Below are 14686 nucleotides of genomic sequence, written 5' to 3' on the forward strand. Positions count from 1 at the left end.
GTTGATTTTCAGTAGAAAGATCTAAAAAGAACATTGTTAGAAATCATAGAATTGAAGGAAAAAACTGAATCCTCAAAAGAACCTATTCCTAAAAAAGTCCCTCGTTCACTAAACAATCTCCTAAAAGTTGAGAAGGATTTGAAAAAAATGAATCTGGAATTAAAAAAAGTAGTAAAGAAAGTCAATACATTGGAAAAAGAAAATTCAAAATTACAAAGGAAGTTGGATAAAAGATAATTTTTGTTATGTGATTTATTTTGAATCTATTTACTTGTATCAATAACATTTAATGTCATAGTGCTGACTACTCTTGATAGTTTTCTGATAGTTGCAACTACTTTTTCAAAACCTTCTTGATCATCTGTTTCTATTTCTGCAACAACATCATATGCTCCAAAAGTTAAGTATGCATTACTAATTATTGACATTTGTTTTAATTCGTCAACAATGTATTCCTCTGCCCCCAAATCACAATTTAATAAAATGAATCCTTTGTGCATTCTTTTACCTTAACTTACTATGGTGTTTCTTGTCTTTAAATTTTTGTAATATTACCATCTACTACGTCCACCGTAGCTATTTTTTCCATCATTGTCGTTATCTCTTCTCTTGCCCCCTCTGTTATCTCTGCCGTAGCCACCGCCACCGCCTCTGCCGTAGCCACCGCCTCTGCCGTAGCCACCGCCTCTGCTTCCACCTCTTGAATAGTTTGATCTAGATCCTCCGCCGCCATATCTTCGTGGAGATGATTGTCTTTTTAGTGGATCTGGGATTGAAATCTCAATATTCATTTCTTGATTTAGATCTCGAAGTGGTACCTTGATTTGGCGTTTAATTATATTCCAATCTCCTACTGATGAGTATGATACAAATGTAATTGCTTTTCCTTCTGCTCCTGCTCTGGCAGTTCGTCCTATTCTATGAAAATATGCCATCTCTTGGTTTGGTACGTCGTAATTGACAACTAATTCTACTTTTGGCACGTCTATTCCTCTTGAGGCAACATCTGTTGCAACTAAGATATCTGCTTTACCGCTTCTAAATTTACCCATTGATTGTTCTCTTCTACTTTGTGACATGTCTCCTTCAATAGCAACTGCATTGTATTTTTCTTGGTGTAGAAATTTTGCTACATCTCTTGTTCTATATTTTGTTGAACAAAACACCACTGATTGTCCTCTTGTTTTTTTAATGAAATCTAAAAGATACTTGAATTTGTCTCTGTCTTTAATTACTAAAAATGATTGATCTATTCCTTCGCCACTTAGGTCATCTGCATCCAACAAGAATTGTTTTGGATTGTGTAGATAATCTTCAGATAATCTCAAAATTGCTGTTGGCATTGTTGCTGAAAATAAAGACATTACCCTGTCTTCTGGTGATAAATCTAAAATAAATTGAATATCATCTACGAATCCCATATCTAACATCGTGTCTGCTTCATCCAGTACGATGTGAGTAATATCTCCTAATTCAATTGAACCTCTTTTGAGATGATCTATTAGTCTACCTGGTGTTGCTACAATAATTTCTACTCCTCTATGTAGTGCATCTAATTGAATTCCCATTCCTTGTCCGCCGTATACTGTTGCAATTCTAATTCCTGTATGTTTTCCCATTTTTTTGATTTCTGTACTAATTTGCATAGCTAATTCTCTTGTTGGTGCCATGATTAGTCCTTGAATTCCTTTTTTTGGAGTTATATCATTTAACATTGATAATGCAAATGCTGCTGTCTTTCCAGAACCTGTATGGGCTTGACCCACTACGTCTCTGCCTGATAATAACACTGGAATTACTGCTTCTTGAATTTCAAATGCTTCTTCAAAACCTTGATCAGTAATTCCTCTTAGTACTTCTTCTTTTAATCCTAGATCTTTAAATTTTGTCATTTTGTTTTCTTCTCTTAAGCAATGACGATAAAGCTCATTGCCCACTCGTCATTATTCCGATAACCCAGAAACTTTTTTCAGGTCTAATAAACGCTTGTTATTTTAATTTCCTAACTGCCTATCAATGACATTTTTAAAACTTTCAAATGGTTGAGCTCCTTTCAATTCAACAAATCCTATTTGTTGATTTCCTATAAAAAATCCTGGTGTTCCTGTAACTCCGTATGTTCTTCCATCATCTAGATCATTTTGAATTTCTTTGACATATTTTGCAGTTGATAAGCACGAACTAAATCGTTCTTGTTCTAAATTGATTTGTTCTGAATATTGATTAAACAATTCAATTGCATAAACTGTTTCCAAATTACTCCATTCCTTTTGTTTTTCAAATAACATGTCGTGCATTTGTTTAAACTTCCCTTGTTCATTTGCGCATTCTGCTGCTACAGATGCTGGTACTGCATTAGGATGAATGCTTTGAATTGGAAAGTCCCTGAATACCAATTTCACACTACCTTTTTCAATATATTCTTCCATTATTGTTGGAAGTGTTTGTATGTGAAATCGTGCACAAAATGGACATTGAAAATCTGAAAATTCTATTATTGTGATTGGTGCATCTGGATTACCAATTACTGGATCATTATCTGCAGATATCTCTAGTGGTATACTTGGTTGTTTTGTTGGTAATTGTTTTTCGAGAATTTTTAATTCTAACTCTGCAATTGCATTATCTAATTCTTTTTGGGATATTTGCTCAGAACTTAAATTAGAAACAAATGATCCTGCAAAAAATGCTGCAATTCCTGTTATGATGATTATTGATATGATTAATGAATTGAATGTGGCTCTTTTGATCACTTTTTCATTTTTTTTATAATCTTCTACAACATAACCTTCATCCATAATCTGTTTTTCATTACAGCATACTTATTCGTATTGTGAATTTACTCCGTATTATTTTGAAAATTTAAAGCCACTGACGGGATCTGAACCCATGACCTACTGATTACAAATCAGTTGCTCTACCAGGCTGAGCTACAGTGGCACGAAGTAAAATGAACTTTATGAAGCTTTAAAGTGTTACCTGAGCCAAACCCTGTGTTTTTTAAAATAATCTCTACACCTTTCAATTTATAACATTGGCTTTTTGATAATTGTTATGAGATACATTGAACCAACTCGAGTTAAGGTTCTAATGATGATGTTTTTTGCAACAGGTATTGTTGGTATTCTAATTGGATTATCAGCTATCACGCCTCCAAATCTCAAAATGATGATTACCTTTATGGGTTTGATTAATGTTGGATTGGGTGCATTTTTCACATTCATCTTTCTTACTCAAATTAAGTCTGAACCTGACAAACGTAAGAAAAAGAAAAAATCCAAATCAGATTAGTGATTTTAATTCTTTAGAATTAAAGTATAAATAATAATTCTCTATCAGGAATTCAGAAATGTTAGATTTAGTTGCCAAAGAATTGTTTCTCACAAAAGGTAAAGGTGTTCATGAAGATAGACTAACTAGTTTTGAATATGCTTTAAGGGATGCTGGGATTGCTGGAACTAATCTTGTGTTGATTTCAAGTATTTTCCCTCCTCATGCAAAACTGATTAGTCGTAAAGAAGGTTTGAAAAAAATTAAAGCCGGGCAGATTTTGTTTACCATTTATTCAAAAAATCAAACAAAAGAGCCTCATAGAGTTTGTTCTGCTTCAGTTGGAATTGCACAACCTAAAGATAACGAAAGATATGGTTATCTCTCTGAGTATGAATCATTTGGTCAAAATGAAATTCAAGCAGGTGATTATGCAGAAGATATAGCAGCTCAAATGTTGGCCTCTTCATTGGGCATTCCTTTTGATGCTGACAAAGATTGGGATGAAAAAAGACAACAATGGTCCATTTCTGGTGAGATTTACAATACACATAATGTAACTCAATCTACAAAAGGTGATAAGGATGGAAAGTGGACCACTGTTTTTGCAGCTGCAGTTCTTTTAGTTTAATTATTTTTTATATCCTTTAAGATAAAAAATTGCTGCACCAATAGAAACTATTGCAATAACTCCTACTACTATAATTGATTCGTCTGTTTCTGGTTCTTCATATTTCATATTGTCTCCGCCAAGTGAAAATTGTAATTCCTCTTCATTTATTGAATCACGTTCTCCAAAAATGAATTTACCTTGAATTTGTTCTCCTTTATTTGGATCAAAAATCCATCCTTCTGTTGTAAATTTTGTTGGCATTTCCATTCCGTCAATATTTTGGGTTGGTATGATGTTTCCTTTGATATCTGATACCTTATTTTCTTCATCCGATAATATGATTATTTGAAATAAAGAATTTAATGGATAATTTCCGCCAGAAAAATAATTTGATCTAGTGATTTCATTAATGTTGAAAAATTCTAATGGATTAATTTCTGTCCCTGATCCTATTTGATTTTCAATTGGACTATTTGTTGATACTCTTAATTGTAAAAGAGATTTTGATTCTGTTGGAATCATAGAAAATGACATCTTGGCATTTTCATCTGTGGATAATATTTTTCCAATTTCATAAAACCCTCCATTTTCTCTAATTTGACTTGAAATTAGCATTGATGATAATTTTGCATACATTGAATCTGTATCCTCCATTGGCATTGTAAACACTGCTGAAATTGTACCTGTACCTGAAACAATACCTGATGTATCTAAAGCATCATTTGTTTCTGCATTTGTATGGATATACACTTGAAAAAATTCTGCATTTGTATCAAAAACATGATTGATTTCATCAATAAGTGATTCACCTATTTCTCTTGTTGAGGCCTGTATTGCATTAATCCCTTTATCTTCTGGATTTCTTTCTATGTTTATCAAAATACATGATTGATCAGTGACTCCTAAAACACAATTGTTTTCATTTGTAATTATTATTGCTTGAATTCTTCCATGTTCTCTAATTTTTAATTCTAATTCTGCAGGAAATATTATTTCTTGAATACTGGTACTTAGTAGAGTGATTGATGCAATATTTGTTTGAGAAATCTTTTCATCAATAATCAGCTGAGCTGATTCTTGAAAAGTCGATAATTTTATTTCTTGTGAATATGCTTGATCAATTGAAATACCTGCAAATATAATTAAAAATGCGAGAAAAATTATCTTTTGCATATTTTTAATTTTTGAATATGAGATATTAAATTTACTTATTTTTGTATTTTGTTTTTCAAACATCTTTGATAGGAAACCCATATTTTGCTGTCTATTCTTTTAAAATTATGGCTTTAATTCCAATAGTTGCTGAATATCTAAATGATCCTTTTATTCAGTTAATTGTAATTTTGAGTACCTTTGCAATTGGATTATCTCAAGGAATTTTTTTAGGTAGAGCAATTCTTTTAAGATTTCCAAGACTACAAAATCATCTTAAAACAGTATCTGTGTCTTTATTTGTTCTATTTTTAATTAATACTGTTCTTAGTGTACCCAGATTTCAGTCTCCTGAAAAAATTGATCTTACAAATTTAGCTGTTGCAAATCCTAATGAGTTAATTTCAACTGTTTTTTTGATTTTCGGAATGAATACTGGATTTTTAACTATTCTTGCTTTTTCAATTATGGTGATGACTTTTGTAATTTTAAAATTTACCAATTTACACGGAATTGTGAAAGGATTTGTTTTCTTTTTTAGTAGTTTATTACTAATCTTTACTGCTCTTAGCCGATTCACTGATCTTACTCCTAGCTCTTTTGAAGTTTTACTCTATTTTCTTTATCAGCTAGGTGTGACAATCGGAATTCTTTTTGGGACTATCAGGAAAATTAAACCTCCTAAATTGGATTTGAAATAATCTCAAAGGTTTAAATGATATATTTTTAAATAATTTTTGACATCGAATTCAAACCGTTCGGGGAACAAGCCGGCAGTCCATGCGTTGGACTGTCGGCCCCATTATTCTAAAAATTTAAAATTATTTCTTAGAAATACTTTATACGTAAAATAATTCTAATTCTGATTATGAATAAATTTATCACAATTGGTGATGAAAAAGTCAGTATTACTGAAATTGAAAATGCAAAAACTATTCCTGAGTTATTGCAAACTAGAGTTCAGTATGCCATCTTAGATCAATTAAACGACATGGTTGCAAGATCTGGCATGGGAAATCCTGATGAGGTAAAAAAATTAGTGCTCAGAGATATTGCATTTAGTAGAGGTGGGTATTCTTCTTCTTTTACTTTCCAAATGGCTAATCAGGCTGTGAATATTACAGAAGCTGATTTTACTAGTGAAAAAAGTATTTCTGAATTATTGGTTTTACGTATTGAACATGCGATAATGGATCAATTAAATTATTTAATTTCACAATCTGATAATCCTGAGAATTCTTTAAAAAAAATTAAAGATACTCTTATTGTTGATGTCGAAAAAATAATTAGTGCTTATAATTTACCTGAAAAAAATGATGCTGATTAATTTTATTACAAATAATTTCTTTTTGAATTAATTTAATGATGATAGGGTTTTAACTTGCTGATTGACATAATCAAAACCTTCTTGCCAAAACTTTGGTGATCTAATATCAAATCCATGTTCTGATAATAATTTTTCAGGTTTTTTTGAACCTCCTGCAGATAAAATATCGATATATGATTTCACAAAATCATTTCCTTCTTTTTTATATCTTTGAAACAGTGATAATGCTAACAAATTTCCAAATGAATATGCATAGCAGTAAAATGGCGTATGATAAAAATGAGGAATACAACTCCATTCAATCCCAAAATCATCTGAAAGATTAACTGAATTCCCAAACTGTTCTTTTAAATTTTGTAAATATGTTTTTGATATTTCATCTATTGTTGTGCCCTTACTGATTAAATTATGTGCATCAACCTCAAAAATTGTAAAAAATGATTGTCTGAGAATTGTTGCATACAAATCATCAATTTTTTCAGCTAACATTATCTTTTTTTGGTCATCAGAAATTTTATCTGATAAATTATCATAAAGTAATAATTCTGAAAATGTGGATGCTGTTTCAGCTAATGGTAATGGGGCATCCTGAACTAATATGGATCTATCTTGTGCTGCCTGACTATGAACTGCATGACCTAATTCATGTGCCAAAGTAAAGACATCTCTGGATTTGCCTGTAAAATTAACTAAAACATAGGGTGTAATTTTTGGAGTTAGTGTACTACAAAACGCTCCATCCCTTTTTCCTGGTCTGACAGATGAGTCAATATGGTTTTCATTGAATACTTTTCTGGCAAATTCTTCTAATGTACTGCTAAATTTTCCTAGTGATTCAAACACTAGATTAACTGATTGATTATATGAATAATTTTTTTCTTTAATTTTTGCAGCAGCAGGTGCATACAGATCATATCTTTCCAATTTTTTCATATCTAGCATTTTTGCTTTTTGAAGAAAGAATTTTTGAAATACTGATGAATTTTTTCGACAAATTGTGAGAAGTGATTCTATAGTTTTATCATCTACATCATTGCCAATGTTTCTCATAGAAATTGGGCTTTTGTATCCTCTGATTTCTATGCCTTCATTTTTCCAATTAAGGACAATGTTTTGATATATTTCTCCGATTACCCCTTTGTTTTCAGTATATTTTGTAAGAATTGTTTTATAAGCTGTTTCTCTTATTTTTGGATTTGTACTTCTGACATAATTTGTTAACTCTTCCCTTGTCATCACTTTTGTTTTATTGTTAATTTTCATTTTATATTCAAAAGCGTTAGTAATTTTATCATATAGTTTTACAAGTGCAGAAATTCCTGTAACGTCTAATGTGTTAATTATTTTTTCTTCTGATTCACTTAGTGCATATTTTGCAAATAATCTTTTGTATGTCAGATATTCCTTCAATTCTCCTGTTTCTTTCATTAGTCTAGTTGCATTTTTTTCATCTACTTGTGTTTTCCACCATAAATCAAAAAATAAAATTTTGTTTGAAATCTCTGAACCTAATTTTGACATTTGAGTCATTAGTGAAGTTGCTTCATCTGATTGGGTGTTTGATGAATATGCTAATGATGCATACCCTCCAATTTTACTCATTTTATGTGAAATTTCTTCAACTTGTTGTAAAATCATTTTAAATTGTTTTGATGACATTTTTGGATTTAATTTTGATTTTATTTTTTCAAATTTTTTTGCTTGATTTTCTAAATCTTTAATTTGTTTTTGAAATGCAGAACTTTTTGGATTTTTTGCTAATTCTGATAAATCCCATTCTCCTAGTTCATATTGTTTCATATTTTTTCTATTTTACAACTATTAAAAAATGAATAGATTTTGTGATTTTATTTTGATTCTTGTTCTTTGATTATGTTTAATGTCATGCTAGTTTTGAGATTTGGTAACCCTCTGATTGCTCTAGTAATGACATCTTGTAATACTTCTTCACTTGATGATTCTACTCTACATATCACATCATAATATCCAAAAACTACGTCTGCTTCTTTAATTTCTGGTATTTTGCAAAGATTTTTCAATGTTGGATATTCTTCTCCTTTTTCACAATGAAAAACAACATAAGCTTGACTAGAGTTTTGACCAAGCATTGCCCCAACAAGTTTTTCTGCAATTTGAAATAACTGCCCTGACTCTGAACTAGTTAATGTCATGCTAGAATTAATTTTTGGTATTTTTCTAATTTGTTTAGTTACAATTTCTTGAATTTTTTCATCTGTTGTACATTCAATCTGTGCAACAATATCGTATAACCCTAATGTTCCGTGAGCTTCTTTAATTCCTACAATTTCTTGTAATGATTGTATTACTTCTTTTTCTTCTCCTAAATCACAATTCATCATGATGTATGCTTTTGCCATTAAGGATGAACTCCTGTTGAAATGTTGTTTTTGTTAATCATCCAAAAGTTTATGCATTTTTAGCATAAAAGTTTTCATAAGTTATTTTTTAATTTATTTCACATTTATCGCTAAAAATACTCTTCATGTATGTAACACCATTTCCAAATATCTTCTGGAATTGCTTTCATGACTGGATGCCCTGTATCTTTGAAATGTTTTGTTGCGTGTTTTCCAATTGATGAGTCACAACATCCCACATGTCCACATGTGAGACACATTCGAAGTGCAACTGTTGGTAAGTGTTCTTTTTCACACTCTTCACATTTTACAGTATTTGGAGAAATATTTTCTTTTTTTTGCAAAAAATGCTCGCATTCTTTTTGCATTTTCTTAATATTTTTTTAATGTCTCTTTGTATCTCTTTATTGATTCAATAATTACTGACTTTGCATCTTTTGCTGATTTCCATCCCATTATTTCCACTTTTTTGCCTTCTAGTTCTTTGTACACTTGGAAGAAGTGTGCAATTTCTGAACGATGATGATCTTCTATATTTTCAATATCTGTTGTGTGTAGATATCTAGGATCATTTGTTGAAACACAAATAATTTTGTCATCTGGTTCACCATCATCTTTCATTTGCAATAGTCCGATTGGTCTTGATTCAATCAAAATACCTGGAAATGTTGGATTAGTTACAAGAACTAATGCATCCAATGGATCGCCATCTTCTGACAATGTTTGTGGGATTAATCCGTAGTCTCCTGGATAGTGAAATGGGGAAAACAATACTCTGTCTAATTTAATTAAATTATTTTTTTTATCATATTCGTATTTGTTCATGGATCCTTTTGGAATTTCTACAATTGCGTTAATTATTTCTGGAACATCTGTTCCTGTCTCTATGTCGTGCCAAAAATTTTTACTCATTTTACAGCTGTTCTGATAAATACTTAGTATATGATTCTATGGGATTTATTTTTAGACTACTTGATTTGTGTTAGGAATAACTTTGAATATCTTGACGGTATATTCTCCTTGAAATATATCTGTAAATTGGCCAGTTTGTGTGTCTAGATTTCTAACTCTGAATTTATACTCGTATGAGCCGTCTCCTTTGGTATCAATTTGTGCGATGTGCACTGCCTCATCTCCTTTATAGAACTGAATAATTACTGGATATCTTTCAGCAACATCTGATGCTGATCCGTAAACTGTTCCCCATGGCAAGGTGTTATTTTCAGGGACTACTAGTGTTGTAATTGTAGTTTCTAAACTAACTTTTTCATTAATTGGTGTTACTGTAATTTCATTTGTTATTGCAGATGCGGTATTTGGAATTATCATTATTGCTAATAATGCAATAATTGATGTCATTGCAAGTAAGCTGATATTTTTATTCATTCTGTAGTTTGTACTTGTGATGTTCTTTAAATAATTTATTATTAATTTCTACTAGATTATTCTTATTCTAAAACATCATAATATTGATTGAGACGTTGAGTCAACAAATCTTTATAATCTTCAGTTTTTTTCACAAATTCCATTCTTGAATTTTTTTCACTACTTACTAAAATAACTACTTGTTTAACTTCGATACCTGTTAGTTCTTCAAACATTTGTGAATATGCTGTACCTTGGATGAAATGATCTGTCATCCATTCTTCCTTCTGATTGCTTCTTTTTGTTTTGTAATCAATTATTGATAATTCTCCATCATAATTTGCAATACAGTCTGATGTGCCTGCTAATTTCATTTTGTTACTGTATAATCTTAGCTCTGTTCCATGGACGTCATTGATTTTTTGTAAAAATGGAATCAGATTGTTAAAATGTGCCACTGACAGTAATCTAACTTCGTCTGTTTGTTTTACTTCATTAATGTGGTTTTCAATTAATTTGTGTGTCTCTGTGCCTATGATTGCGGCCTCTTGAGTAATGTAATTTGCTGCAATTTCTTGCTCTTTCCAATTCTCTAAACTTTCTTTTTTTTCTAATGACATTGTTTCATGTAGTATTGTTGTAATCGATGGATAGATTTCTCCTGATGGGGTTTGGTAAAAATGCGCATTATCTCTTTCAATTAATTCTGCTTGTTTGAAATTAACTGGAATGTGATTATACAGTGACATTTTTTTTGATGTCAAATCATCTCATATAGTTATTTTGAATTTACTTTTTTAGGAATTCATGAATTAAAATTATTTTAATTAATGGACCGGATGGGATTTGAACCCACGACCCTTGCGGGAATTTCTTCCTTACGCAGTGTGAGTGCGTCATCCAAACCAAACTAGACGACCAGTCCGAATTATTTATGAAATAGGTGGTTTTCTATCTTTACTTTATTGATATTTTGTAATTACCTAACCTTTTTGTATCAAATATGAAAATATTTTTTATAGCTTTAAAAGAATTTGATACTTTAATTGATAGAATGACTTTGGCATTGGATTCTGCTAATAATCTGGGTCAATTTACAACTTCAGTCAAAATATTATTTCAAATGAATGAGGAGTTGCCAGATGATTTACAATTATCTTTTGAAGAAATAGATGATCCTGATGAAGCAAAATCATTTGTCAAAAATAATGAATCTTCTTTAAAATTTGCAATTCGAGAATATCGAGAAAGATTGATGTTATCTTAATATTCTATTTCTTAACACCGAGATTTCTATTCTTTAATCTCAAGTATGGATTTCTACATTTTCTGCATCTTGTTGCCCCTACGTCATTTCTACATCCACATTTGAAGCAGATTCTCATAACTAATCGTGCTTGTTGTGCAATTCTTTTCTTTTCAGGGTCTGTAATTGGCATTTAATTCTCTCCTCAATCTCTTCCTTTTATTCTAATCTATTTTTCCATTTTTCCTGCTAATAGAACTGGTACTTCTGCTGGTCTTTTAGCTACTGGAATATTTGCTTTGTTAAACATTGAGACCTTAGATTCTGCTGAACCATAAGTTCCCATGACAATTGCACCTGCATGTCCCATTCTTTTTTCTTTAGGGGCTGCTCTTCCTGCAATATATGCAACAGCTGGTTTGTTAAATCCTGAATCAATAATTTTTTGTGCTAACATTTCTTCTGAGTCTCCTCCGATTTCTCCTACAATGACTAGTCCTTCTAAATCTGGAATATCTTTTACCATTTCAAATGCGTCAATCAATCTTGTACCATTTACTGGATCTCCTCCTATTCCGATTGTAATTGATTGTCCAAATCCTGAATTAGTTAATGCATCAGAAATTTCATAAAGTAAAGTTCCACTTTTTGATAACACTGCAATTTTTCCTGCTTTGAAAGGCATTGGAGGCATAATTCCAATTTTGATTAATTCTGGAATCATTATTCCTGGAGTGTTAGGTCCGATAATTACTGCACCTTTTTGGTTTGCCAAGTCTAATGCTTCCATGGTGTCTCTAATTGGGACGTGTTCGGGAATTGCAACTAATAATTTGATCCCTGCGTTTAATGCATCCTTTGCTGCTGCCAAGAAAAATTTTGCTGGAACAAAAATAATTGATATTTTTGCATTTGTTGCATCTACTGCTTCTTGCATTGAATTGTATACTGGAATTGTTTCTTCGAATTTTTGTCCGCCTTTGCCTGGAGTGACTCCTGCAACTACATTTGTTCCATATGATATCATTTGTTTTGCATGTAGAGAACCATATGAGCCTGTGATGCCTTGAACAATTACTCCTTTTTTCTCATAATCTGAATCTTCAGGCTTTCCTTTTAGTAATTCAAAAATATCTGTCATTTTTTTACTCCCATTACTGCAGCATTAATTGCTTCTTCAACTGAATCAAAGATATTTGTTCTAGAACCTTGTAACATTTCTTTTGCTTTTTCTGATTCTGTTCCTTTAAGTCTTGAGAATACTGGCAAATCAATTAGATTATTTTCATATGCTTTAAGAAATGCTTCTGCTACTACTGTAGTTTTTACAATTCCTCCGTAAAGATTAACTAAAATTCCTTTTACTCTGTCTAATTTACTAATCAAAGTTAATGCTTCGTAAACTGATTCTGTAGTTGCACCGCCTCCAACATCTAAGAAACATGCAGGTTTTCCTCCATTATCTGATAACATATCTAATGTTGACATTACAAGTCCTGCACCATTTCCTACTACTGCAATATCTCCATCTAATTCAACTAATGAAAATCCACTTTTTTCAGCTTGTTCTTCTATCTCTGTCTTCTCTTGATATTTTTGTAGTTCGTCATGTCTGAAATTTGCATTATCATCTGTTACAAATTTTCCATCTAGTGCTGTAACTGAATCATCTTGCATGATTGCAAGTGGATTAATTTCTACTAATTCAGCCTCTTTTTCAATTGTTAATTTTGATAATTTTTTTAATGTATCTGCTACCCCTTCAGCTATACTTCCTTCAAGCCCCATTTCTTTTGCAACTGCATCTGCAATTTCATCAGAAACTTCTCCTAATCCTATTTCTTTAATGATTTGATTTTTAACTGATTCAATTTCAACTCCTCCTTCAGCTGATGCAATGATTGTGTAACATCTTTTTGAACGATTTAGAAATATGGATAAGTATAATTCTTTTTTAATGTCTGCCATCTTTTCTAAGAGGATTGCTCTTGCTTTTTCGCCTTTAATTTCTAAATCCATTACTTGTGGGTATTTTAATTCAAATTCATCATCATTTTGACATTTTTGAATGCCTCCTGCTTTGCCTCTGCCTCCGACAGGAACTTGGATTTTAATTACAAATGGATATCCTAATTCTTTTGCATGTTTTCTACCTTCTTCGATATTAGTTGAGGATATGCTATCTAATAGACTGATTCCATATTCTCGAAAAAGCTCTTTTGCTTGAAATTCTAATAGTTGCATGCAAGAGTGATGGATTTTACGGTCTTTATATACTTATGAGGCTATTTCAATTGCTCTTGAAGAAAATCAATCATTTCCAAAAAGCGATCTTTACTTTTTCTTAACAATTCTTGTGGATATTCTTCAATTCTAAAAACAAATTGTTGGTGGAAACTTGGGACAAGAATTCCTCCTGATGTGACCATTTGTTCAATAACATATCCGTTGGTAAGACTGCAGACAATTTCTTCATATGATTCATCCTCTTCATCTAGGGTTTGTCTGTACAAAATTATTGGTCTGTTTGTTTGTGCAACAATGTCTGATCCCTTTTTTAATAGATCTGATAACTGTTGAATTTGCCATGCATCCAGACTAATTTGTTTTACCACGATTATCTTAGGTGATTTTTCTATTTAACCGTGATAAAACAAATCATGTTAACTATTTGTCTTCAATTAAATCACAAATTTTAAAAAATAAAGAAAATAATTTGGCATTTATGCCATATCTAATGCTCTAGAATGTTTTCCAGTATGTGGTCTTTCTCCAGAATACTTTCTTCTCATGTGTCCTGATGGTCTTCCATAGATTAACTCTAAGAACCATGACTCGTGTTCAATCTCTTCAGCAAGAATATCTTTTGCAATATCATATGTAACTGGATCTTTTCCAAATGTCATTTGGCAAATTTTATTCCAATTAACAATTGCACCTTGTTCTGCTTTGAGACATTTTTCTAGAATTGCTTTATGATCTGTTGGGTTTGGTGGAAGTTGTAAGAATTCACAACCTGAAATTTTGATAAATTCTGTTGCATCATTTGGAAGTATTCCTCCTAATTGATAGATTCTTTCAAGACATGATTCAAAGTGACTGAGGTCCTCTAGTCTTGCATCCTCAATTATTCCTTTGAGCCCTTCTCCTTCCATGCCTGTGCAATGTGCTCTGAGGTTAGTAAAGTAATAGTATGCTGTAAATTCAACTGCAGCATTTGTGATTAACTCCTTTACTAATTCATCAACATCTAAGCCGTTTTGTTTTAAAACGTTAATTCCAACAATATGTGGATTTGAATCAGACATTCATTTTGATAATACACAATTCACATA

Annotated in this window: 21 protein-coding genes and 2 tRNA genes; 6 read left to right on the plus strand and 17 right to left on the minus strand. The window is 31.4% G+C overall.

Annotated elements, in window-relative coordinates:
* Window positions 1-51: 51 nt before the first annotated feature.
* Window positions 52-237 (plus strand): hypothetical protein, encoded by a 186-nt coding sequence (locus NMSP_RS02325; protein WP_152023799.1) that lies wholly within the window; start codon window positions 52-54, stop codon window positions 235-237.
* 26 nt (window positions 238-263) lie between these two features.
* Here NMSP_RS02325 and NMSP_RS02330 read toward each other — a convergent pair whose 3' ends face one another.
* The 4 genes from NMSP_RS02330 to NMSP_RS02345 form a co-directional block, all read right to left on the minus strand.
* Window positions 264-500, minus strand: a complete 237-nt coding sequence (locus tag NMSP_RS02330; RefSeq protein WP_086907273.1) for an Lrp/AsnC ligand binding domain-containing protein — start codon at window positions 498-500, stop codon at window positions 264-266.
* A gap of 51 nt (window positions 501-551) precedes the next feature.
* Window positions 552-1892: a DEAD/DEAH box helicase gene (locus tag NMSP_RS02335; RefSeq protein ID WP_086908339.1), complete on the minus strand. Its 1341-nt coding sequence runs from the start codon at window positions 1890-1892 to the stop codon at window positions 552-554.
* Window positions 1893-1994: 102 nt separating this feature from the next.
* Window positions 1995-2798 carry a DsbA family protein gene (locus NMSP_RS02340; protein ID WP_086907274.1) on the minus strand — a complete coding sequence of 268 codons (804 nt, stop codon included), beginning with the start codon at window positions 2796-2798 and terminating at the stop codon, window positions 1995-1997.
* Window positions 2799-2866: 68 nt separating this feature from the next.
* Window positions 2867-2940, minus strand: a tRNA-Thr gene (locus NMSP_RS02345).
* A 114-nt stretch (window positions 2941-3054) separates the two neighbouring features.
* Between NMSP_RS02345 and NMSP_RS02350 the strand changes: the two genes are divergently transcribed.
* Both NMSP_RS02350 and NMSP_RS02355 read left to right on the plus strand, forming a co-directional pair.
* On the plus strand, window positions 3055-3291 hold the full coding sequence (locus tag NMSP_RS02350; RefSeq protein WP_192866200.1) for a hypothetical protein: 237 nt from the start codon (window positions 3055-3057) through the stop codon (window positions 3289-3291).
* Between the two features lie 58 nt (window positions 3292-3349).
* Window positions 3350-3901 (plus strand): pyruvoyl-dependent arginine decarboxylase, encoded by a 552-nt coding sequence (locus tag NMSP_RS02355; protein ID WP_086907276.1) that lies wholly within the window; start codon window positions 3350-3352, stop codon window positions 3899-3901.
* On the opposite strand, the gene NMSP_RS02360 is transcribed toward NMSP_RS02355, so the two are convergent.
* Window positions 3902-5137, minus strand: coding sequence for a hypothetical protein (locus tag NMSP_RS02360; protein ID WP_318779020.1), 1236 nt, complete (start codon window positions 5135-5137; stop codon window positions 3902-3904).
* Window positions 5138-5163: 26 nt separating this feature from the next.
* On the opposite strand from NMSP_RS02360, the gene NMSP_RS02365 reads away from it, so the two are divergent.
* Together NMSP_RS02365 and NMSP_RS02370 are read left to right on the plus strand one after the other, a co-directional pair.
* Entirely contained in the window at window positions 5164-5736 is a 573-nt protein-coding gene (locus NMSP_RS02365; protein WP_086908341.1) for a hypothetical protein, read from the plus strand.
* A gap of 167 nt (window positions 5737-5903) precedes the next feature.
* Window positions 5904-6362: a hypothetical protein gene (locus tag NMSP_RS02370; RefSeq protein WP_086907277.1), complete on the plus strand. Its 459-nt coding sequence runs from the start codon at window positions 5904-5906 to the stop codon at window positions 6360-6362.
* Window positions 6363-6389: 27 nt separating this feature from the next.
* Here NMSP_RS02370 and NMSP_RS02375 read toward each other — a convergent pair whose 3' ends face one another.
* The 7 genes from NMSP_RS02375 to NMSP_RS02405 form a co-directional block, all read right to left on the minus strand.
* Window positions 6390-8162 carry a M3 family oligoendopeptidase gene (locus NMSP_RS02375; protein ID WP_086907278.1) on the minus strand — a complete coding sequence of 591 codons (1773 nt, stop codon included), beginning with the start codon at window positions 8160-8162 and terminating at the stop codon, window positions 6390-6392.
* Window positions 8163-8209: 47 nt separating this feature from the next.
* Window positions 8210-8740 (minus strand): Lrp/AsnC family transcriptional regulator, encoded by a 531-nt coding sequence (locus NMSP_RS02380; RefSeq protein WP_086907279.1) that lies wholly within the window; start codon window positions 8738-8740, stop codon window positions 8210-8212.
* A 110-nt stretch (window positions 8741-8850) separates the two neighbouring features.
* Complete coding sequence (locus tag NMSP_RS02385) at window positions 8851-9084, minus strand: UBP-type zinc finger domain-containing protein (protein WP_225971310.1); 234 nt, start codon at window positions 9082-9084, stop codon at window positions 8851-8853.
* A 28-nt stretch (window positions 9085-9112) separates the two neighbouring features.
* Window positions 9113-9652, minus strand: coding sequence for an inorganic diphosphatase (locus NMSP_RS02390; RefSeq protein ID WP_086907281.1), 540 nt, complete (start codon window positions 9650-9652; stop codon window positions 9113-9115).
* A 51-nt stretch (window positions 9653-9703) separates the two neighbouring features.
* A complete protein-coding gene (locus tag NMSP_RS02395; protein WP_086907282.1) occupies window positions 9704-10126 on the minus strand; it encodes a hypothetical protein in 423 nt (140 codons plus the stop codon).
* A gap of 62 nt (window positions 10127-10188) precedes the next feature.
* Window positions 10189-10869, minus strand: coding sequence for a PD-(D/E)XK nuclease family protein (locus tag NMSP_RS02400; RefSeq protein WP_225971311.1), 681 nt, complete (start codon window positions 10867-10869; stop codon window positions 10189-10191).
* A gap of 67 nt (window positions 10870-10936) precedes the next feature.
* Window positions 10937-11030, minus strand: a tRNA-Val gene (locus NMSP_RS02405).
* 78 nt (window positions 11031-11108) lie between these two features.
* Here NMSP_RS02405 and NMSP_RS02410 point away from each other — a divergent pair.
* Window positions 11109-11372: a hypothetical protein gene (locus NMSP_RS02410; protein WP_225971312.1), complete on the plus strand. Its 264-nt coding sequence runs from the start codon at window positions 11109-11111 to the stop codon at window positions 11370-11372.
* A 4-nt stretch (window positions 11373-11376) separates the two neighbouring features.
* Here NMSP_RS02410 and NMSP_RS02415 read toward each other — a convergent pair whose 3' ends face one another.
* From NMSP_RS02415 to dps, 5 genes are all read right to left on the minus strand, one after another.
* Window positions 11377-11544 carry a 50S ribosomal protein L40e gene (locus tag NMSP_RS02415; protein ID WP_067958461.1) on the minus strand — a complete coding sequence of 56 codons (168 nt, stop codon included), beginning with the start codon at window positions 11542-11544 and terminating at the stop codon, window positions 11377-11379.
* Between the two features lie 36 nt (window positions 11545-11580).
* Window positions 11581-12492 carry a succinate--CoA ligase subunit alpha gene (locus tag NMSP_RS02420; RefSeq protein ID WP_086907283.1) on the minus strand — a complete coding sequence of 304 codons (912 nt, stop codon included), beginning with the start codon at window positions 12490-12492 and terminating at the stop codon, window positions 11581-11583.
* Entirely contained in the window at window positions 12489-13595 is a 1107-nt protein-coding gene (locus NMSP_RS02425) for a succinate--CoA ligase subunit beta (protein WP_086907284.1), read from the minus strand. Before NMSP_RS02425 ends, NMSP_RS02420 begins: the two co-directional genes overlap by 4 nt.
* A 41-nt stretch (window positions 13596-13636) precedes the next feature.
* On the minus strand, window positions 13637-13966 hold the full coding sequence (locus tag NMSP_RS02430) for a hypothetical protein (RefSeq protein WP_086907285.1): 330 nt from the start codon (window positions 13964-13966) through the stop codon (window positions 13637-13639).
* A gap of 108 nt (window positions 13967-14074) precedes the next feature.
* Window positions 14075-14659 (minus strand): DNA protection during starvation protein, encoded by a 585-nt coding sequence (gene dps / locus NMSP_RS02435; protein ID WP_086907286.1) that lies wholly within the window; start codon window positions 14657-14659, stop codon window positions 14075-14077.
* Window positions 14660-14686: the final 27 nt, after the last annotated feature.

This window comes from Candidatus Nitrosomarinus catalina (genome assembly GCF_002156965.1).
Taxonomy (GTDB): Archaea; Thermoproteota; Nitrososphaeria; order Nitrososphaerales; family Nitrosopumilaceae; genus Nitrosopumilus; species Nitrosopumilus catalinensis.

Coding starts and splice junctions, on each gene's coding strand:
- NMSP_RS02370 (WP_086907277.1), top strand. CDS start 5,904: ATGAATAAATTTATCACAATTGGTGATGAAAAAGTCAGTATTACTGAA.
- NMSP_RS02330 (WP_086907273.1), bottom strand. CDS start 500: ATGCACAAAGGATTCATTTTATTAAATTGTGATTTGGGGGCAGAGGAA.
- NMSP_RS02355 (WP_086907276.1), top strand. CDS start 3,350: ATGTTAGATTTAGTTGCCAAAGAATTGTTTCTCACAAAAGGTAAAGGT.
- NMSP_RS02420 (WP_086907283.1), bottom strand. CDS start 12,492: ATGACAGATATTTTTGAATTACTAAAAGGAAAGCCTGAAGATTCAGAT.
- NMSP_RS02415 (WP_067958461.1), bottom strand. CDS start 11,544: ATGCCAATTACAGACCCTGAAAAGAAAAGAATTGCACAACAAGCACGA.
- NMSP_RS02390 (WP_086907281.1), bottom strand. CDS start 9,652: ATGAGTAAAAATTTTTGGCACGACATAGAGACAGGAACAGATGTTCCA.
- NMSP_RS02375 (WP_086907278.1), bottom strand. CDS start 8,162: ATGAAACAATATGAACTAGGAGAATGGGATTTATCAGAATTAGCAAAA.
- NMSP_RS02425 (WP_086907284.1), bottom strand. CDS start 13,595: ATGCAACTATTAGAATTTCAAGCAAAAGAGCTTTTTCGAGAATATGGA.
- NMSP_RS02340 (WP_086907274.1), bottom strand. CDS start 2,798: ATGGATGAAGGTTATGTTGTAGAAGATTATAAAAAAAATGAAAAAGTG.
- NMSP_RS02365 (WP_086908341.1), top strand. CDS start 5,164: ATGGCTTTAATTCCAATAGTTGCTGAATATCTAAATGATCCTTTTATT.
- NMSP_RS02350 (WP_192866200.1), top strand. CDS start 3,055: ATGAGATACATTGAACCAACTCGAGTTAAGGTTCTAATGATGATGTTT.
- NMSP_RS02335 (WP_086908339.1), bottom strand. CDS start 1,892: ATGACAAAATTTAAAGATCTAGGATTAAAAGAAGAAGTACTAAGAGGA.
- dps (WP_086907286.1), bottom strand. CDS start 14,659: ATGTCTGATTCAAATCCACATATTGTTGGAATTAACGTTTTAAAACAA.
- NMSP_RS02360 (WP_318779020.1), bottom strand. CDS start 5,137: ATGGGTTTCCTATCAAAGATGTTTGAAAAACAAAATACAAAAATAAGT.
- NMSP_RS02410 (WP_225971312.1), top strand. CDS start 11,109: ATGAAAATATTTTTTATAGCTTTAAAAGAATTTGATACTTTAATTGAT.
- NMSP_RS02380 (WP_086907279.1), bottom strand. CDS start 8,740: ATGGCAAAAGCATACATCATGATGAATTGTGATTTAGGAGAAGAAAAA.
- NMSP_RS02395 (WP_086907282.1), bottom strand. CDS start 10,126: ATGAATAAAAATATCAGCTTACTTGCAATGACATCAATTATTGCATTA.